The 18,318-nt window shown below is 71.0% G+C and carries 17 protein-coding genes, 1 tRNA gene and 1 pseudogene; 6 read left to right on the forward strand and 13 right to left on the reverse strand.

The genetic code is table 11. The annotated features are described in order from the left end of the window. Positions 1 to 202: 202 nt before the first annotated feature. The 4 genes from ABNF97_RS26905 to ABNF97_RS26920 all read right to left on the reverse strand — a co-directional run bounded on the left by ABNF97_RS26905 (position 203) and on the right by ABNF97_RS26920 (position 2,635). Positions 203 to 1,075 (reverse strand): SRPBCC domain-containing protein, encoded by an 873-nt coding sequence (locus ABNF97_RS26905; RefSeq protein WP_130465488.1) that lies wholly within the window; start codon positions 1,073 to 1,075, stop codon positions 203 to 205. Further along, on the reverse strand, positions 1,072 to 1,626 hold the full coding sequence (locus ABNF97_RS26910; RefSeq protein WP_349340232.1) for a helix-turn-helix domain-containing protein: 555 nt from the start codon (positions 1,624 to 1,626) through the stop codon (positions 1,072 to 1,074). Before ABNF97_RS26910 ends, ABNF97_RS26905 begins: the two co-directional genes overlap by 4 nt. 104 nt (positions 1,627 to 1,730) lie before the next feature. Continuing rightward, entirely contained in the window at positions 1,731 to 2,099 is a 369-nt protein-coding gene (locus ABNF97_RS26915) for a hypothetical protein (RefSeq protein WP_486484998.1), read from the reverse strand. Then, positions 1,994 to 2,635 (reverse strand): HNH endonuclease family protein, encoded by a 642-nt coding sequence (locus ABNF97_RS26920; RefSeq protein ID WP_486484891.1) that lies wholly within the window; start codon positions 2,633 to 2,635, stop codon positions 1,994 to 1,996. The genes ABNF97_RS26915 and ABNF97_RS26920 overlap by 106 nt, the downstream gene beginning before the upstream one ends. A gap of 124 nt (positions 2,636 to 2,759) precedes the next feature. Between ABNF97_RS26920 and ABNF97_RS26925 the strand changes: the two genes are divergently transcribed. After that, entirely contained in the window at positions 2,760 to 4,247 is a 1,488-nt protein-coding gene (locus tag ABNF97_RS26925; RefSeq protein ID WP_130466388.1) for a DHA2 family efflux MFS transporter permease subunit, read from the forward strand. 173 nt (positions 4,248 to 4,420) lie between these two features. Here ABNF97_RS26925 and leuA read toward each other — a convergent pair whose 3' ends face one another. From leuA to ABNF97_RS26940, 3 genes are all read right to left on the reverse strand, one after another. Then, complete coding sequence (gene leuA, locus ABNF97_RS26930; protein WP_349340233.1) at positions 4,421 to 6,175, reverse strand: 2-isopropylmalate synthase; 1,755 nt, start codon at positions 6,173 to 6,175, stop codon at positions 4,421 to 4,423. A gap of 322 nt (positions 6,176 to 6,497) precedes the next feature. Then, the gene (locus tag ABNF97_RS26935) at positions 6,498 to 7,043 is read right to left on the reverse strand and encodes a nitroreductase family protein (protein WP_130465484.1); all 546 of its coding nucleotides are present in this window, start codon (positions 7,041 to 7,043) and stop codon (positions 6,498 to 6,500) included. 85 nt (positions 7,044 to 7,128) lie between these two features. Next, positions 7,129 to 7,884 carry a hypothetical protein gene (locus ABNF97_RS26940; RefSeq protein ID WP_130465483.1) on the reverse strand — a complete coding sequence of 252 codons (756 nt, stop codon included), beginning with the start codon at positions 7,882 to 7,884 and terminating at the stop codon, positions 7,129 to 7,131. Between the two features lie 231 nt (positions 7,885 to 8,115). Here ABNF97_RS26940 and ABNF97_RS26945 point away from each other — a divergent pair, with 231 nt between their 5' ends. Continuing rightward, complete coding sequence (locus ABNF97_RS26945) at positions 8,116 to 9,381, forward strand: aspartate kinase (RefSeq protein ID WP_130465482.1); 1,266 nt, start codon at positions 8,116 to 8,118, stop codon at positions 9,379 to 9,381. A gap of 4 nt (positions 9,382 to 9,385) precedes the next feature. Next, positions 9,386 to 10,453, forward strand: coding sequence for an aspartate-semialdehyde dehydrogenase (locus ABNF97_RS26950; RefSeq protein ID WP_130465481.1), 1,068 nt, complete (start codon positions 9,386 to 9,388; stop codon positions 10,451 to 10,453). Between the two features lie 9 nt (positions 10,454 to 10,462). Here ABNF97_RS26950 and ABNF97_RS26955 read toward each other — a convergent pair whose 3' ends face one another. From ABNF97_RS26955 to ABNF97_RS26965, 3 genes are all read right to left on the reverse strand, one after another. Next, a complete protein-coding gene (locus tag ABNF97_RS26955; protein WP_349340234.1) occupies positions 10,463 to 11,893 on the reverse strand; it encodes a sensor domain-containing diguanylate cyclase in 1,431 nt (476 codons plus the stop codon). Positions 11,894 to 11,999: 106 nt separating this feature from the next. Then, positions 12,000 to 12,623: a DJ-1/PfpI family protein gene (locus tag ABNF97_RS26960; RefSeq protein ID WP_130465479.1), complete on the reverse strand. Its 624-nt coding sequence runs from the start codon at positions 12,621 to 12,623 to the stop codon at positions 12,000 to 12,002. A gap of 140 nt (positions 12,624 to 12,763) precedes the next feature. Then, positions 12,764 to 13,732 (reverse strand): GlxA family transcriptional regulator, encoded by a 969-nt coding sequence (locus ABNF97_RS26965; protein WP_349340235.1) that lies wholly within the window; start codon positions 13,730 to 13,732, stop codon positions 12,764 to 12,766. A 238-nt stretch (positions 13,733 to 13,970) separates the two neighbouring features. Between ABNF97_RS26965 and ABNF97_RS26970 the strand changes: the two genes are divergently transcribed. From ABNF97_RS26970 to ABNF97_RS26980, 3 genes and pseudogenes are all read left to right on the forward strand, one after another. Then, on the forward strand, positions 13,971 to 14,420 hold the full coding sequence (locus ABNF97_RS26970; RefSeq protein ID WP_130465477.1) for a hypothetical protein: 450 nt from the start codon (positions 13,971 to 13,973) through the stop codon (positions 14,418 to 14,420). Between the two features lie 15 nt (positions 14,421 to 14,435). After that, positions 14,436 to 14,648: pseudogene (locus ABNF97_RS26975) on the forward strand (GNAT family N-acetyltransferase); the annotation flags it as partial. 316 nt (positions 14,649 to 14,964) lie between these two features. Beyond that, positions 14,965 to 16,398, forward strand: a complete 1,434-nt coding sequence (locus ABNF97_RS26980; protein ID WP_349340236.1) for a hypothetical protein — start codon at positions 14,965 to 14,967, stop codon at positions 16,396 to 16,398. 44 nt (positions 16,399 to 16,442) lie between these two features. Here the strand turns inward: ABNF97_RS26980 and ABNF97_RS26985 are convergent, their stop codons facing one another. The 3 genes from ABNF97_RS26985 to ABNF97_RS26995 form a co-directional block, all read right to left on the reverse strand. After that, positions 16,443 to 17,102, reverse strand: a complete 660-nt coding sequence (locus ABNF97_RS26985; protein WP_349340237.1) for a class I SAM-dependent methyltransferase — start codon at positions 17,100 to 17,102, stop codon at positions 16,443 to 16,445. Between the two features lie 57 nt (positions 17,103 to 17,159). After that, entirely contained in the window at positions 17,160 to 17,747 is a 588-nt protein-coding gene (locus tag ABNF97_RS26990; RefSeq protein WP_349340238.1) for a hypothetical protein, read from the reverse strand. 469 nt (positions 17,748 to 18,216) lie between these two features. Further along, positions 18,217 to 18,290, reverse strand: a tRNA-Pro gene (locus ABNF97_RS26995). Between the last annotated feature and the right edge of the window lie 28 nt (positions 18,291 to 18,318).

An 18,318-nucleotide genomic window follows, 5' to 3' on the forward strand; every position in this document is an offset into this window, starting at 1 on the left:
GGCCACGAGGTCTCCGTGCAGATGGTTGTCTTGGTCGATAACCCATCTACCGGAGACCTCGCCACATCTCGATCACCAACACGCCCGGCCCGTCAAACCGGATCAGCCACTTATGACACACGGCCTAGGGGGAAGTCAGGGTGTCGGCCGTACGGTGTGCCGCCGGGTCCTCGGCCTGACCCGGCGGCACACCGGCCGAAGGTCAGGCCTCCGTGTGGGCCTCAACCGGCACGTTGTCGGTCGGGTCGTCGAGCCAGATCGGGCGCCAGTCGGCCAGCTCGTGGTAGCGGCGCAGCTCGGCGAGGCCACTGAGCCACCCGGCCCAGGCCGCGTACGGCGGCTGGTCGAAGCCGCTCTGCACGAAGGAGAGCTTGGTCTTTCCGCCGCTGCCCTCCAGCTCCCAGCTCACCACCCCGGCCGGCCCCCAGTCGACGGTCATCGCCTTGCCGGGGGTGAGATCCAGCACCTTCGCCGGGTTGGGGTTGTTGTCGAAGCCGCCCATCGCGTAGCGGCCGCCGACGAAGGGCTCGATCCCGATCGGGTAGCCGAACCACTCGCTGGCCTTGGCCGAGTCGGTCAGCGACTCGTAGAGCTCCTCGGGGGAGGCGTCGATGACGATCTCCTCACGGAGCGTCGCCGAGGTGAAGTCGGTCTTCGGGGTGAGCGGCCGTCCCTCGACGTGGTCGACGAGGTTGGCGATCGCCAGCGCCCAGTACGTCTGGAGCACGCCCCGGATGCTCGCGCCGGTGATCACGTCCTGGAAGCTCCAGTGGGTCTGCGAGAGCGAGATGACGGTGGAGTCGGGGCTCTCCTCGGTCAGGGTGATCTCGGTGGTGGTCTCCTCGCCGTCCAGCAGCCAGCTGAACCGGAGGCTGTGCTCGCCGACGTGGCGCAGCCGTTGGTGCGGCGCGTCGCCCTCGGGCACCTGTGGGCCCCAGAACTCGTAACGGTGTGGCAGCTCCACCTCTGCCTGGTCGGCGAGCCAGACGCGCAGCTCGGCGGCGTCGGTGAGGGCGTGCCAGACGTTCTTGATCGGCGCGGCGGCGCGAGCGCGAAGCGTCAGTGGTGCGGTCATTCGGTGCCTCCGTGTGGGTAGCAGGCGACGGCGAGCTTGAAGGCGTCGCCCTCGGCTCCGCCGTAGCGGGTGAACAGCTCTTGCAGTGCGGTCTGTAGGTCGGCGAGGAACTGTTGGCGTTGTTCCGCCGGCACCCGGATCTCGCCGGAGACGCCGATCGACGGCAGCTCCGGTGCGGTCCGGTCGAGGGCGGCGATGTCGGCCTGGACCTCCTCCATCAGGTTGAGCAGGTAGCCGAGGCTCATCTCGTCCTGCGCCTTGCGCAGCCCGAGCCGGCCGACCAGCCGAGGGGAGAGCCAGTACGACCGGGCGCTGGCCCGGTAGATGCCCTCGGCGATGCCCCGCACCCTGCGCTCGGAGACCTGGTCGACGAGGCCGGCCTCGACCAGGCGCTTGACGTGGTAGTAGACCCGCTGCGGGGTCTGGCCGAGTTGGGTCGCCACCTCGGTGCAGGTGCGCGGCTCGGCCAGTTGCCGCAGCACCTCGATGCGCTGCGGTTTGAGCAGGGTCTCGGCCTGCTCGATCTGCTCCAGGTACATCACGTCTCTCATAACAAAAACAATCCTGTACGTAAAAACTAATTTTGTCAATCGGCCACGCGAGAGCCGATCGGGTCCGATCGTGGAGGCGGAGCGTCTGCTCGTGGAAGCGGAGGTCAGCCCTCGGGACGGTTCAGCAGGCCGACCGCGACGGTGTGCACCGCGGCCAGGTCAGCCGGGTCGGAGAGCGCCGCCCGCCCACCGGTGACCGCGTACCACTCGTCGGCGTCCTTGTACTGCACCCGCAGGACGGCGTCCTTCCCGTCCAGCTCGGTGCGGAGCGTCAGCTCGCCGGTGATCACCCCGACCTCGTCGGTCATCACCCCACCGGGGCCCGCGGTGATGTCGGTGGTCTGCGCGGCGCTTTCCGTCCCGGCCATCAGCAGCTCCCCAGCATGTCGTCGAGCGCACCCTTCTCGGCCGAGGTCACCGAGAGCCGCCAGTAGTGCTTGACCGCGATCCAGTCCTCCGCGTACCGACACCAGTCGCCCCGGTTCGGCGGCTTCCACTGCGACGGGTCCTGGTCGCCCTTCGACCGGTTGGAACTCGCCGATACCGCGAACAACTGCGGCCGGTCCAGGTCGTTGGCGAAGTCGCCCCGCTTGTCGTCGTCCCACTCGTCGGCACCGGAACGCCAGGCGTTGGCCAGCGGCACCATGTGGTCGATGTCCACCGCGGAGGGGTCGGCGAGGGTCCGCTTGTCGTACCGGCTCGACCAGCGGCCCCCGACCACGTTGCAGCCGGAGAGCTTGATGCCGGTGCCGTCCCGCTGGAGCACGGTGTCCCGGACGTCGCAGTTCTTGCCGGCATGCCGCCAGTGCGGGAATCGCTCCCGGCTGTAGCCCCGCATCGAGCCGGCACTGGCCACGGTGAGCTGGTCCAGCTGGGCGTGGGCGTCGGTCGGTCCGGTCGGCTCCGGCGCCGGGCTCTCGACCGGGGCGCAGGCGGCGGCCACGAGCAGGCCGGCGAGCACGGCCGCAGTTCCCGACCGTGCTAGTGATCTGGTACGGATGAACGGCACGTTCCCAGCTCGCGAGGTCTAGACCGGTCCGAGGGGCGACCGGCAGAGGTTCCGGCGTTTCGCGGCATCCTACGACACAGGCAGGAAGATTGACACCGTGAGCGATTCGTCAGCACCGTTGCGGATGTCCAGCACGGCCGGTCGAGGCACCCTGCTCGCCGCCGTCGTCGCCTCCGGCATGGTCTTCCTGGACGCCACCGTGGTCAACGTGGCCCTCCCGCACCTCGGCGCCGAACTGCGGGCCAGCACCGCCGGCCTACAGTGGACGCTCAACGGCTACCTGCTGACGCTGGCCGCGTTCGTACTGCTCGGCGGGGCGCTCGGCGACCGGGTCGGGCGGCGCAGGGTCTTCCTCGCCGGCGTGCTGGCGTTCACCGCCGCCTCCGTACTCTGCGGCGCGGCGCAGAGCATCGAGTGGCTGATCGTCGCCCGTTTCCTCCAGGGACTCGGCGGCGCGCTGCTGACCCCCGGCTCGCTCGCCCTGCTCCAGGCCAGCTTCCACCCGGACGAGCGGGGTCGGGTGATCGGCGCCTGGTCCGGCCTGGCCGGTGTGTCGACCGCGCTCGGCCCCTTCCTCGGCGGTTGGCTGATCGACGCGCTCTCCTGGCGGGCGATCTTCTTCCTCAACCTGCCACTCGCGGTGATCGTGATCGTCGCCGCGCTGCGCTGGACCCCGGAGAGCAGGGCCGACGGCGCGGCGGCAGCCCGGTTCGACGTGGCCGGCTCGCTGCTCGGCGCGCTCGGCCTGGCCGGCGTCACGTACGCGCTGATCGAGGCGGAGCAGCGCGGACCCGGCTCCGCACCTGTGGTCGGCGCGGCGGTGCTCGGAGTCGCCGCCGCCGTCGCGTTCGTGCTGCTCGAACGGCATCGGGGCGAGCGGGCGATGCTGCCGCCGACCCTCTTCGTCAGCCGGCTCTTCGGGGTGCTCAACGTCTACACCGTGCTGGTCTACGCCGCGCTGACCGGACTCACCTTCTTCTTCTCCGTCTATCTCCAGAACGTCGTCGGCTACTCCGCCCTGGAGACCGGCCTGGCCACCCTGCCGATGACGATCCTGCTGCTGGTCGGCTCGGCACGCTCCGGCGCGCTCGCCTCGAAGATCGGGCCCCGGCCACAGCTCACCGTCGGCCCGCTGGTCGCCGCCGCCGGGCTGTTCCTGCTGCACGGGGTGAGCCGGGGCGACTCGTACTGGACCGACGTCCTGCCCGGGATCACCCTCTTCGGGCTCGGCATGACCCTGGTGGTGGCCCCGCTGACCGCCTCCGTGCTCGCCGCCGCCCCCGACCGGCTGGCCGGCGCGGCGAGCGGCTTCAACAACGCCGCGTCCCGGGTCGGCGGGCTGCTCGCCGTCTCCGGGCTGCCCCTGGTGGTGGGGCTCTCCGGTGGCGGGTACGAGCGCTCCGACCAGCTCACCCCGGCGTACCGGCAGGCGGTGCTCTGGTCCGCCGGGCTGATGCTGCTCGGCGCGCTGATCGCCGCCGTACTGGTGCACCGGCCGGAGCGGGAGCCGAAGAAGTCCCGCCCCTGCCCGTCCCTGCCGCCGCCCCCGACCCACCAGCACGAACCGGACCGGGATACCGGCCGGGCACGGGCGGAACAGCACCGCTCGTAGCGGTGCCGACAGGCGTGCCGGACGGGTCGGGCACGGCGACGGCGGTGCGCCGGTTCGTGCGGGTCGGCCGGGATCGCCGATCCGGCCCGCACGAACGGCTGCTCACTGGAGGACGTGGCTCGGCTTAAGCCGGCTCGGCCCGTTCAGCGCGGACTTCAGCCGGCTCGGCCGGCTCAGCGCAGCGCGCGGTTGACGGCGCTGGTCACCGCCCGGACCGAGGCGGTCACGATGTTGGCGTCCAGACCCACGCCCCAGACCGTACGACCGTCGACCTCGCACTCCACGTACGCGGCGGCCTGGGCGTCGCCGCCCGAGGACATCGCGTGCTCGTGGTAGTCGAGGACCCGGACCTGGACGTCGAGCGCCTGCAACGCGCTGACGTACGCGTCGATCGGGCCGTTACCGGTTGCCGAGAGCGGCCGGCTGTCGCCGCCGAACCGGGCGTCGACCTCGATGTCGACCTTTCCGTCGGCGGTGCCGATGGTGTAGCCCTGCACCTGGACCGCCGGCTCCCGCTGCTGGTCCACCAGGTATTCCTCGGCGAAGAGCTGCCACATCCGGCCCGGCTCCACCTCGCCGCCGTCGTCGTCGGTGACCCGCTGCACCACGCCGGAGAACTCGATCTGGAGCCGCCGGGGCAGGTCCAGGTGGTGCTCCGTCTTCATGACGTACGCCACGCCGCCCTTGCCGGACTGCGAGTTGACCCGGATCACCGCCTCGTAGCTGCGGCCGAGGTCCTTCGGGTCGATCGGCAGGTAGGGCACCGCCCAGCCGAACTGGTCGATCGGCACCCCGGCCGCCTGCGCGTCGGCGGCCAGCGCGTCGAAGCCCTTGTTGATCGCGTCCTGGTGCGAGCCGGAGAAGGCGGTGTAGACGAGGTCACCCGCGTACGGGTGCCGCTCGTGCACCGGCAACTGGTTGCAGTACTCGACAGCCCGCTTGATCTCGTCGATGTTGGAGAAGTCGATCTGCGGGTCGACGCCCTGGGAGAAGAGGTTCAGCCCCAGCGTGACCAGGTCGACGTTGCCGGTGCGCTCGCCGTTGCCGAAGAGGCAGCCCTCGACCCGGTCCGCCCCGGCCAGCAGGCCCAACTCGGCGGCGGCGACGCCGGTGCCCCGGTCGTTGTGCGGGTGCAGGGAGAGGATGACGCTGTCGCGGCGGGGCAGGTTCCGGTGCATCCACTCGATCGAGTCGGCGTAGACGTTCGGGGTGGCCATCTCGACGGTCGCCGGCAGGTTGATGATCAGTGGCCGGTCCGGGGTCGGGTCGATGACCTCGATCACCGCCGCGCAGACCTCCAGGGCGTAGTCCAGCTCCGTCCCGGTGTAGGACTCTGGCGAGTACTCGTAGAAGACGTCGGTGTCCGGGGCGTGGATCTCGTGGTACTTCTGGCACAGCCGGGCGCCGGAGGTGGCGATGTCGGTGATCCCGGCCCTGTCCAGGCCGAAGACCACCCGGCGCTGGAGCGTCGAGGTCGAGTTGTAGAAGTGCACGATCGCGCGCCTCGCACCCCGGATCGCCTCGAAGGTGCGGTCGATCAGGTGCTCCCGGCACTGGGTCAGCACCTGGATGGTGACGTCCTCCGGGATCAGGTCCTGCTCGATCAACTGCCGGACGAAGTCGAAGTCGGTCTGGCTGGCCGACGGGAAGCCGACCTCGATCTCCTTGTAGCCCATCTGCACCAGGAGCTGGAACATCCGCCGCTTGCGTTCCGGCGACATCGGGTCGATCAGGGCCTGGTTGCCGTCGCGCAGGTCGACCGCGCACCATCGGGGCGCCGTCTCGATCCGCCGGGTGGGCCACTGCCGGTCGGGCAGGTCGATTGCGAACTGCTGGTGGTAGGGCTGGTAACGCCGGTACGGCATGCGGCTGGGCCGCTGCCGGGCTATCGGATCAGCGTCGGTGGTGGTGCCGGCAGGTTGTGCCATGACAGGAAGCTCCCGTGGTCATGTGGCGTGAACGCCGAGTGTCAGATCGAGATTTCGGATCTTCGTGCCGGATCCGGGCCTGGTCGCGGGCCGGATCCCGGTGTCAGATCTTTCGAAGAGGCTGACCGGGACGGGGCCCGGCCGAGATGCAGGACGGCGCGCTTCAACTCCGCGACGAGGTGCCGGCCTGGGAAGCCTCGTCGCGGCGGCGAAGGAGCAGGGCCTGCCACATGACAAAGTCACCTTAAGTGCTCGACGAGCGATCGGGTAAGCGTAGTCCGCAATCTGGGAGCCGCCCAGGTGGCGACGGGGGTGGGCGGGGTCAGCGGAGCAGCAACTCGGCCAGCGGGCGACGCTGGCGCAGGCCGATCTCCCGCGCCCGCAGGTCCTCCGGCAGCGAGTAGGGGTCACCGAGCCGGCCCACCGCGACCACCACGTGTGGGCGTACCCCGGACGAGAGGTCCAGGTCGGCGTGGAGCCCGGCGGCGTCGAACCCGGAGATCTGCCGCACGTAGAGCCGCAGCGCGGTGGCTTGGACCGTGAGATGCGCCACCGCCTGGCCCAGGTCGTACGCGGCGTGCGGCAGCGGCCCGCCGTTCGGCCCGGTGGTGGTGTGCGCGCCGAGCAGCAGCGCCGAGGCCCGGCTGGCCCACCGCTGGTTACCGGCGGAGAGGTTGGTCAGGATCCGCTTGAATGCCTCGTCGTCGCGGCGACCGACCAGGAAGCGCCAGGGCTGGGTGTTGTCGGCGGACGGCGCCCAGCGGGCCGCCTCGAGCAGCGACGCGACCTCGGCGTCGGTGAGGTCGGCGACCGGGTCGAAGGCGTGCGGGCTCCACCGGGTCGCCAGAATCGGGGAGAGCTGGGACATGATGCCGAGTGTGCCGTATCAGGCACTCTGTCCCCACACTGGGGTCACCCGGCGTGACGAAGCGCACCCATAACGTGAAGGAGGCTCATTCGCCGTCTGAGCCGTCGGGCGGCGGTGCGGCGATCGGTAACGGCTCCCGGTCGACCAGCGGACCGGGCAGCGCGACGGTGGCCGGGGCGGCGGTCGGCGTACCGGCCAGGGTCAGGGTGCCGGCGGGCAGCCGGGCCGCCGTGAGGGTGCCGTCCTGGGCATAGCAGTAGATGCCCGGGTCCAGCTGCGGGCTGACCGACGCCGAGGTCGACTCGACGGCGAAACACCTGCCCCGGGCGCCCGGCAGGGCGGCGGCGGAGACCGCGAGCGGGGCCTGCCGGTCGGTGAGTACCGCCGGCCAGTCGGTGAACGGGTGCCGCATCCGGGGGTCGATGCCGGGGTCGAGGGGTTGGTCGGGCCCGGCCACCCGTACGCAGCCCGACTCCGGTCGCTCCGCCGAGGGGAGCGCGCACTGGAACATTCCGGCACGATTCTGGACAACTGAGACGTCGGCGCTGCCGCCGAGCGCGCCACCCGGGATGTCCACCCGCCAGGAGCGGTCGGCCGCCCGGACCACCGAGATCGACCGGTCCGGTTCGCCGGCTGCGCTGAGCGTGTACACGGCCGTCAGCTGGCGGTCCTGTGCGGCGGCGGCGAGCGCGGCGAGCTGGTCCCGGGCCTCGGCCGGCTGGCTCGCCGCCGGAGCGGGACTGGTCGCGGCCGGCGCGGGGGTCTCGGCGCCGCAGCCGGCCAGCAGCGCCGTGCCGGCCAGCAGGAGTGCGCCGAGCAGGGGGGCTACGCCGGGATGCACCCCGCCATTCTCGGGGTATACCGCTGGAACGGGTGATCAGTCCAGCTACTCTCGCGTGTCGCGCCGGGTCGGATGGTGGGAACGTCTGGTCGGCGCGACGGCGCCGGCCGGTACTCTGAGTTGGTCTCACACGGCGCCGCCGGTCTCGACCCGGCGGCGTCGGCACGCTCAGGGTCGTGCGCCTCGTCCGGCCCGGGATTCGCTTGGCCCATCGGGAAGGAGTGCACCGTCGTGGCACTGGTCGTGCAGAAATACGGCGGATCGTCGGTCGCCAACGCCGAGCGGATCAAACGGGTGGCCGAGCGGATCATCGCCGCCCGCAAGGCCGGCGACGACGTGGTGGTCGTGGTGAGCGCGATGGGCGACACCACCGACGAGCTGCTCGACCTCGCCAACCAGGTCAGTCCGCTACCGCCCGGACGCGAACTCGACATGCTGCTCACCGCCGGTGAACGCATCTCGATGGCACTGGTGGCGATGGCGATACACAACCTGGGCTACGAGGCGCGGTCCTACACCGGATCCCAGGCGGGCGTGCTGACCACCTCGGTGCACGGCCGGGCCCGGATCATCGACGTCACGCCCGGCCGGCTGCGCTCGGCGCTCAACGAGGGTGCGGTGGTGATCGTCGCTGGCTTCCAGGGCGTCTCCCAGGACACCAAGGACATAACGACGCTGGGTCGGGGCGGCTCGGACACCACCGCGGTGGCCCTGGCGGCGGCGCTGGAGGCGGACGTCTGCGAGATCTACACGGACGTCGACGGGATCTTCACCGCCGACCCGCGGATCGTGCCGAACGCCCGGCACATCAGGATCCTCACCTACGAGGAGATGCTCGAACTGGCCGCCTGCGGCGCGAAGGTGCTGCACCTGCGGAGCGTGGAGTACGCCCGGAGGGCCGGGTTGCCGATCCGGGTACGTTCGTCATACTCGACCAACACCGGCACGTTGGTAACCGGATCGACGGAGGACCTACCCGTGGAGCAAGCACTTATCACCGGGGTCGCCCACGACCGGAGCGAGGCGAAGATCACGGCGGTCGGCGTACCGGACGAGCCGGGAGCGGCGGCCCGGATCTTCGAGACCGTCGCGGGGGCCGAGATCAACCTCGACATGATCGTGCAGAACGTCTCGACCGAGGGCACCGGCCGGACCGACATCTCGTTCACCCTGCCCAAGTCCGACGGACCGACCGCGATGGCGGCGCTGAGCAAGGTGCAGGAGCAGGTCAAGTTCAAGGGCCTGCTCTACGACGACCATGTCGGCAAGGTGTCGCTGATCGGCGCCGGCATGCGTTCGCACCCGGGTGTGGCGGCCAGCTTCTTCGCCGCGCTGGCCGAGGCCGGGGTGAACATCGAGATGATCTCCACGTCCGAGATCCGGGTTTCGGTCGTCTGCCGGGACACCGACCTCGACATCGCGGTCCGGGCCGTGCACGAGGCCTTCGACCTGGGCGGCAGCGAGGAAGCGGTGGTCTACGCCGGGACCGGGAGGTAGTCCGATGGCGACGCTCCCCACACTCGCGGTGGTCGGGGCAACCGGTGCGGTCGGCACGGTCATGTGCGACCTGCTCTCCTCCCGGAAGAACGTCTGGGGTGAGATCCGGCTGATCGCCTCGGCGCGCTCCGCCGGGCAGACCCGGCTGTGCCGGGGCGAGGAGCTGACCGTACAGGAGTTGACCGCCGAGGCGTTCGACGGCGTGGACGTGGCCATGTTCGACGTACCGGACGAGGTCTCCGCGCGGTGGGCGCCGGTCGCGGTCTCCCGGGGCGCGGTGGCGGTGGACAACTCCGCCGCGTTCCGCGGCGACAGGGACGTGCCGCTGGTCGTACCGGAGATCAACCCGGAGCAGGTACGCAACCGTCCCAAGGGCATCATCGCGAACGCCAACTGCACCACCCTGACGATGATCGTCGCGGTCGCGCCGCTGCACCGCGAGTACGGGCTGCGTGAGCTGGTGCTCTCGTCGTACCAGGCGGTCTCCGGGACCGGGCAGGTCGGGGTGGACACCCTGCACGACCAGCTCTCCAAGATCGCCGGTGACCGGGTGCTCGGCTCCCGACCGGGCAACGTGCGGCAGGCAATCGGCGACGACCTCGGCCCGTTCCCGGCCCCGATGGCGCTCAACGTGGTGCCCTGGGCCGGGTCGCTGCGGGACGGCGGCTGGTCGTCCGAGGAGCTGAAGCTGCGCAACGAGTCGCGCAAGATCCTCGGTCTGCCCGACCTGAAGGTCTCCGCCACCTGCGTACGGGTGCCGGTGGTCACCGGACACTCGGTCGCCGTACACGCGGTCTTCGGCACCGAGGTGGACGCGGAGGGCGCCCGGGAGGCGCTGCGCAACGCCCCCGGGGTGATCCTGGTCGACGACCCGGCGACCGGCGAGTTCCCGATGCCTATCGACGCGGTCGGCACCGACCCGTCCTGGGTGGGCCGGATCCGCCGCTCGGTCGACGACCCCCGCGCCCTCGACCTCTTCGTGACCGGCGACAACCTGCGCAAGGGCGCCGCCCTGAACACCGCGCAGATCGCCGAACTCCTCTCCGCCGAGTTCTCCGCCGCCGCCCGCTGAGCGGCGGTGTCAGACACCGGCCAGGCGTACGCCGTCGCGGCCGTTCCGTTTGACGCCGTAGAGGGCCTCGTCGGCGCGGCGCAGGGTCAGGTCGGGTGGCTCGCCGTACCGCTGCACGGCCACCCCGATGCTGACCGTCCGGCCGGTACCCCGGGCCGCCTCCACCAGGCGTTGGGCGATCCCGACCGCCTCCTCCGGGCGGAGCACCTCGATCACGGCCACGAACTCGTCACCGCCGATCCGGTACAGCTCGTCGCCGTGCCGCAGCGCGCCTTCGAGGGCCCGGGCGAGATCGACCAGTACCTGGTCGCCGACCTGGTGGCCGTAGGTGTCGTTGACGGTCTTGAAGTTGTCGACGTCGATCGCGAGCAGCGCCGTCCGGCCCGGGTGCGACCCGGCGATCCGCTCGCCGAACGACCCCTGGTGCCGCAGCCCGGTCAGCGGGTCGGAGCTGGCCCGCTCGCGCAACCGCGCCAACCCGTTCAGGCGTTCCAGGCAGATCCACGACTGGGCGCCGAGCAGCTCGATCAGGTTGACGGTGGTCGGGTCGGGGCGCAGCGTACGGGTGTCGCCGACCAGCAGCACCCCGCAGAACTCGGTGGGGCCGAGCGGTACCGAGATCAGGGTGCGTAGCCCGGCGGCGATCAGCACGTCCTGGTCCGGCGTGGTCGGGTGGTTTCCCTCGCCGAGCGTGTAGGAGGCACCGTAGGTGTGCGCGTGCGCCCGGAGCCGTTCCAGCACCGGTCGGCCGGCGCCGGCCAGCGCGGCATGCACCCGGGACTCGAGAGCGTCGGGTACCAGGTCCGGCGTCGCCACCCGAGGCCCGGCCGGCCCGTCCAGCACGAAGACCGCCGAGCTGAGCCCGGAGACGTCCCGGGCCGCGGAGACGGCGGCGGTCATCAGCTCGGCCTCGGTGGCGGCGGAGGTCAGCGCGGAGGCGTGCCGGAGCAGCTTCTCGCTCCGGGTCTCGGCGGGCGGGCCGCCGAGCTGCCCGATCCTGCCGCCGAGCAGGGCGGCGACCTGCTCGGCGGTGCGCCGCCAGGCGTCCAGGTCGACGTCGACGGTCGGCCACTCCAGATCCAGTACCCCGATCGGCTGCCCCGCCCGGTCGAGGATCGGGGCGCAGATCTCCGCCCGTACGTCGGGTCGCAGCGGCACGTAGTCGGGTTCGTTCGTCACCTCTGGCACGGTTTCGGTCTTGCCGGAGGCGTACACCCGGCCGACCGTTCCGGTGTCGGTCGGTACCGAGGCGAAGACCTGCCACGATCCGGTCGCGGCGACACAGCGGAGCCGGTCGCGGACCCAGAGCAGCACCGCGATCCGTCCCGGCATGTGCTTGCCCAGCGTGACCACCGTCACCTGAGCCGCCTCGACGGCGGTGGACGCCGTGCGCAGCCGGGTGGTCACGTCGCTGACGACGCGGGAGTGGTCGAGGGACACCGTTTCCGATCCGGGGAGGAGGGGTTCGAGGGGTCCGACCAAGATTACTCAGGGTATTGAGAATCTGCCGGGTGTGAGTGATCTCCGCCTCCCCGGACGCCTCGGATCAGTTGATCAGCGCCAGGGCCGCCTCGCGGAGCGGCGCCGATGCGTTCGCCGGGGAGCCGGCGTGGAACGGCGGGTCCGGGTCGTACTCGATGGCGAGCTGGACGGCGTGCGCGGTCGGCACGTCGGTCGCCTCGGCCAGCAGGGTCAGCGCCATGTCGACGCCGGCCGAGACGCCGGCCGCGGTGATGATCCGGCCGTCCCGGACCACCCGCTCCCGGACCGGCTCGGCGTCGAAGGCCCGCAGCTGGTCGAGCCAGCCCCAGTGGCTCGTCGCCCGCCGCCCGCCCAGTAGCCCGGCCGCGCCGAGCAGGAACGAGCCGGAACAGACCGAGGTGGTCCACCGGGTGTACTGGTGGGCGAGTGCGATCCAGCCGACCAGTGCCGCGTCGGCGAGCGCGGCCCGGGTGCCGGGCCCGCCCGGTACGACGATCACGTCCGGGCGGGACAGCTCGGCGTAGCCGGCCGTGGCGGTGATCGACATCGCGCCCCGGTCGTCGACAACCGGGCCGGGTTCGGCGGCGACCATGGTCACGGTGACGCCGGGAGCGAAGGCCAGCACCGTGTACGGCCCGACGACGTCGAGGGCGGTGAATCGCGGATAGAGCGGGATGGCGACGTGCATGCTCGGTTCCTCCTTGACGGAACGGGCTGGATCGGCTGCGCGGTACGGCGCCCGGCAGGTGTCGGGACGTGCGGGATCGGCTCCGGTGTCGGCGGTTGCCGGCGACTGTCGGAGATGCGGTCGGTGGATGGGCCGGCCGGTCAGGCCTGTTTCGACCGGAAACGGCGGCGGTAGTCGCCCGGCGCGACCCGCCAGTGCCGGCGGAATACGCGGTAGAGGGTTTCGGCGGCGCCGAGACCGGACTCCCGGGCCACCCGGTCCAGCGGATGGCCGGTGTGCTCCAGCAGCCGGCGGGCGGCGTCGGCCCGGCTGCGTTCGACGTACCGGCCCGGGGAGACGCCGGTCTGCTCGGTGAAGAGCCGGGAGAAGTGCCGCTCGCTCATTCCGGCCCGGCGGGCGAGCGCCGGCACGCTGAGATCCTCGGTCGGGTTGGCGTCGATGAAGGTCTGGAGTTCGCGCAGCGGTTCGCTGCGTGGCACCGCCGCCCGCATCGCCGTGCTGAACTGGCTCTGGCCGCCCGGCCGGTGTAGGTAGACCACCAGGCCCCGGGCGACGTACCGGGCGAGTTCGTGCCCGTGGTCCGCGGCCACCAGCGCGAGTGCGAGGTCGATGCCGGCGGTCACCCCGGCGGAGGTCCAGACGTGTCCGTCCCGGATGTAGATCCGGTCGGCGTCCACCTCCACCGCCGGATAGCGATCGCCCAGTTCCTGGGCGGCCAGCCAGTGTGTGGTGGCGCGCCGACCGTCGAGCAACCCGGCCTCGCCGAGCAGGAGCGCGCCGTTGCAGACCGAGCCGACCCGTTCGGCGATGCCGGCGAGTCGGCGGATCCCGGCGACCAGTTGCCGGTCGGTGAGGTGTGCCGACGCGGCGAGCCCACCGGCGACGAGCAGCGTGTCGATCGGCCCGGTGACCTGGTCCAGGGCCAGGGGTGCCAGGGTGCTGATCCCGTTGCCCGCCGTCACCGGGCCCGGGCGTACCGCCGCGACCTCGATCCGGTAGCCCCGGCTCTCGCCGACGATCAGGCTCGCCAGCGCGAAGACGTCGGCCGGGCCGGTGAGGTCGAGGTTCTGGAACCCCTCGTAGATCAGTGTCACCACCCGTCGCCGCATGTGTTCATGCTGCTCGCGGCGGCGCTGTGGCGTCAACGACACAGGTATTGCAGATTACGCCAGCGGATCGGCCCGGTCGCTTCGTGCGGCCCCGAGTGGCTCGGGCCGGTCACCGGCGGCGGCCCGGCGCTCGGCCAACACGCCGAACGGACCGGGGAAGCATGCCCGGTGCTTGGCTAAGATCGTCGACAATCCACGTGATCATGATGGCGGGAAGTCGGCGGACGGAGAGCCCGACATGGCGAGGTTGCCCGACGAGGTGGTGGCCGCGATCGGCCGGATCACGATTGCCGCCGGGGACCTGGAACTCATCCTGGCCTGGATCGGCGCCGACCAGGCCGGCGGCAACGCGTTCGAGGTGCTGGCCCGGCCCGGCGAACCGGTACGCGCCGCCCGGGGCTCGGTCGAGTTCGCCACCCCGGCGTACCGGCAGGCGTACCTCCCGGTGGTCGAGATCGCCGCGAAACTGCTCGCCAAGCGACACGCGGTGGTCTCCGCGATGTGGGTCAGCGAGGCTCCGGACGAGTCCGTGCAGCGCTGGGAACTGCTGGACGACAAGACCCACGTACGCCAGCTCGTCGACCCCCGGGCCCTGGACGAGCTGTCCCGGCAACTGCTGGAGGCGCGCAACCGGCTCGTGGCGATCGTGACCGCCCAGCTCAACAACGACCCGGTACCCGCCTCCTGACACTGGACGGAGCCGGACCGGCGCGGACAGGGAATCGGGCGGCAGGTCCTCGACCACGTGATCGGCTGGGCCCGCGAGCGTGCGCTCCGGGTCGACCTGTGGGTCGCCGACGACAATCCCGGCGCCCGGCGCCTCTACGAGTGCCACGGCTTCCGCCCGGACGGCCGGACCGAGCCGATCCGGGAGGGCAGCGAGGCCACCATGAGCCACCTGGTGCTGCCCGGCTGACCCGCCCCGGACGGAACATCCATTCTGGCCGGCCCCGTCCCGTTCGGGCAGACGTGAAATCGGGCGGGTGGTCGGCCGGAGCGCGATGCCTATCCATCGTGGAACGATGGTGGTGTGTGGCGAGGTGGCTCGACGAGCGTCGATCTGGTGGTCGGGGAGGGGTCCCGAACCGGCCGGGTTAGGTTCCGGGAACCGCACCGCCCCGTCGACGCTCGGTGGTGGCTCGTCCACCTCGACCGCCGGCACGACCGAGGCCAGCTTGCGACGTTGCCGCTCGCCGCCGGTCGATCGAACCCCGTGACGGGAGGGGACCAGGATGGATCTCGTGACGCAGGCCGGGCTGGACCGCGAGCAGCCGGAGCGGTCCTATGACCCGCTGGCCGCCGCCCTCGGCAACGCCTCCCTGATCGGCGTCGGCTACCTGATGCTCGGGCGGATCAGGCTGGCCGTGGCCGCGACGCTGGTCAGCGTCGTACTCGTCGCCTCCCTCGTCTGGGGTGCGCGATCGGGGTGGGCCGAGATCGTCGTACTCCTCTGGTGGGTGGCTCTGGTCGGGCACGCGTGGCTCCTGGCGGGCGGGCGGCGGCCGGGGGCCGTGCAGCGTGACCAGCGACTGGTCGCGCTCGCCGTCACGGTTCCGGTGCTGCTCGCCGTGGGGTTTCTGCGGTTCGACGCGGCGGGGATCGAGCGGACCGTCACCGAGGCCCGGGGCAGCGGCGACTGCGCCCGGGCGTTGACCGCGCTGGACCGGGTGTCGTTCGGCCACCGGGTCGCCGACGCTCCGCTGACGGTTCGTGGCGAGCGGAGTGTGGAGGCCTGTCAACGGCTGCGGGCCGCCGAGCAGCGGCTCGCCAGCGGGTTGACCGGGGACCCCGACGGGCTGAAGGCGGGCTTCGACGAACTCGGCGCGGTCCTCGTGGACCTGCCGGGTCACGAGAAGATGGTCGACGCGACCCTGGACAGGTTCCTCGGTGAGCTGCCGACCGACGACCCGTGCCGGACCGCCACGGTCACCGACTGGCTTCGCCAGCGGCCGGCGACCAACAACGCGCTGGACCGGGCCACCGAGGTGGTGGCGCGGACCGCACCGGCGGCGCTGGTCGACTGTGCCGACGGCCTGATGGCCGGCAGCGAGTGGGAGGCGGCGCGGACGCGCTACCAGCAGCTCCTCGACCAGTACCCCGGCCAGGAACTGAACGCCCGGGCCGTGGAGGGAGTCAAGCGGGCCGGCCTGGCCATCGAGCTGGCGAACGTCCGCAGCCTGCTCGACGGGCCGGCCAGCAGCCGACCCGCGTACTGCACCAAGCCGGCGCCGTACAGTGCCGCCACCCCGTACACCAAGGGGAGGACCAACCGGGCCCTGTTCTACGGCGACGACGAGTACACGAAGAAGCTTCCCGCCACCTGGCGGGCCGCCGACGTCACCGCTGCCGTGCTGATCGTCTGCGTGGGCCGAAAGGAGTATGGCACCACCGTCCGGACCTGCCCGTACGAGAACAAGATCTCCAAGCGGTTCCCGACGTACGTGGCGTTCCGCAAGATCGCGATTCCCGTGCAGGCCTACGAACTCCGGACCGGAAAGCTCGTGTTCAACAGCAAGGTGCAGATCAGCGGCGCAAGCTGCCCGAGGATCCTCAGATACACCCGCTACGGCAGCCTGATCGATCTCGGCCCGCCGTCCGAGGTGTACGTCACCGCGTCCAACGCCAACGTCCGCGCCGCCTTCCAATCGCTGATCACCCGGGGTTGACGGCCGGCGACGGATCGGTTTTCGGAGTGGGCTGGCGGCCGGTGCTATCCGGCGTCCAGGCGTCTGCGGGCCAGCAGGTAGCCCTGTGAGGTCCGCTCCCGCTCGCCCTCTGCCGCGCGGACGGCCTTCACCCGGACGTCGAAACCTGCCTTGTCCAGCAGATCGGCGACCTCCTCGGGTTGTTGGCGGTAGAAGTCGAGCGAGATCGTCAGGTCGTCCACCCCGTCGTAGTGCTTAAGGTCATCACCGATCTGGAAGGCGAGCATGAGCTGCCCGCCCGGGGCCAGCGTCCGATGGAACTCCGCGAACACCTGGGGGCGGTACTCCCAGGGAACGTGGATGATCGAATAGTTGGCGAGGAGGCCGCCGAGGGAGGCATCGGGGATGTCCAGAGCCAGCATCGATCCCACCTCGAACCGCAGGCCGGGGTAGGCCTGTCGGGCGAGCGCGATCATCTCGGGGGACAGGTCGACACCGAACGCCTTGAGGTCGAGCTCGCGCAGGGCGTTCGTCAACCGACCGGGACCGCAGCCGATGTCGGCGACCGTGCTGTTGCCGGTCGCCCGGACCCACTCGGCGAAGAGGGCCAACATGGCCCGGTCCACCGGCAGATTGGCCAGGTCGCTAGCGACGACGTCGAGGTGAGCGACGGTGAGCGCGTCGTAGGACTCGCGGGTGGTGCGCAGAAACGGTGCCTCGGTCATGGGCGGCAACCCTAGTACGGCTGAGGCCACCATCTCGTCCGCTGACCGGCGATGTGATCAGGGCGCGGGCAAGAGGTCGAGGGCGGCCAGCAGCATCGGGACGGCCAGTAGGATTCCGCCCAGCCCGAGGGGCGCGCCGAGCGCGCCGAGGACGGCAACGCCTTTCCGAAGCCCAGAGCGCCGCGAGTACGAGATCGCCAGGACACCGTAACCGGCTGCGAAGAGCAGGAAGAAGAGCACGTAACCGACTCCGGCCATATCGATCTGGTCGGCGGTGCCCGCCAGGCCCGAGGCCATGCCGACCGCTTGGATCACGCTGCCGAGGGCGTACACGCTGAGCATGGCAAACGCTCCCCACAGCAGCACGCCCAGCAGGGCCGGAGGAAGAAGCCTCGGGCGCTTGACGATCGACAGCAGTGCCAGCGTCGCGCCCATCACCTTCAGCACGGCGACGAGCCAGTTCATCACGGCGATCCCGGAGGTGTACTCGGCGTGGACCCCGTTGGCGAAGTGGTCGGTCATCTCGAAGTGGACGTTCACCGTCGCGAACCCGATGCAGAACAGGACCACCAGAGCACCTGTCACGGCGACGCCGACGCCGGGCGTGGCAGGGGCCTTGTCTCTAGCGGAAGCAACGGAAGCCATGCCGCCAGTCAACGCGCGTTCTTCAACCGAGTCCTCCCTCCCGAGAGGGGGATCGACCTGCGGACTAGCGCTGAAGTGGGAGCCGCGGCAGGCGCATCCAGTCACTGGATGTGCCTTCTGGGTTGGCCCGGCGGTCATGCGGGTACCGGATGTCGCGCCCCCGCATGACCGCCTGCTCCTCGTAGTCGCGGTAGCCGTTGTGGCCCCGCTCGGAGGAGGTCGGTCCCGCCTGCTTGGATCGCCCCAACTCCTCTTCGGCTCGACCTCCGCGTCTCGATCTCGCGTGGGGCGCCGGATCAGCTGCTGCCACCGTTCGTTGTCCAGACGCTGACCGACCGCCGGCAGTCCTTCGAGCCGGGTGCCGAAGGTCTGATCGTTTGCCGCCTTCTCGCTGCCTCCGACCGAGCGGTGATCGCCGGAGCGCATCAAGGCCCCTCCGTGGAGGGGCCTTGATCTGCCGTTTCTCGTGTCGGGGTGGCCGGATTCGAACCGACGACCTCTTCGTCCCGAACGAAGCGCGCTACCAAGCTGCGCCACACCCCGAGGCGTGCCGAGCAATAGTAGCCCACCC

This window comes from Plantactinospora sp. B6F1 (assembly GCF_040120695.1).
GTDB lineage: Bacteria > Actinomycetota > Actinomycetes > Mycobacteriales > Micromonosporaceae > Plantactinospora.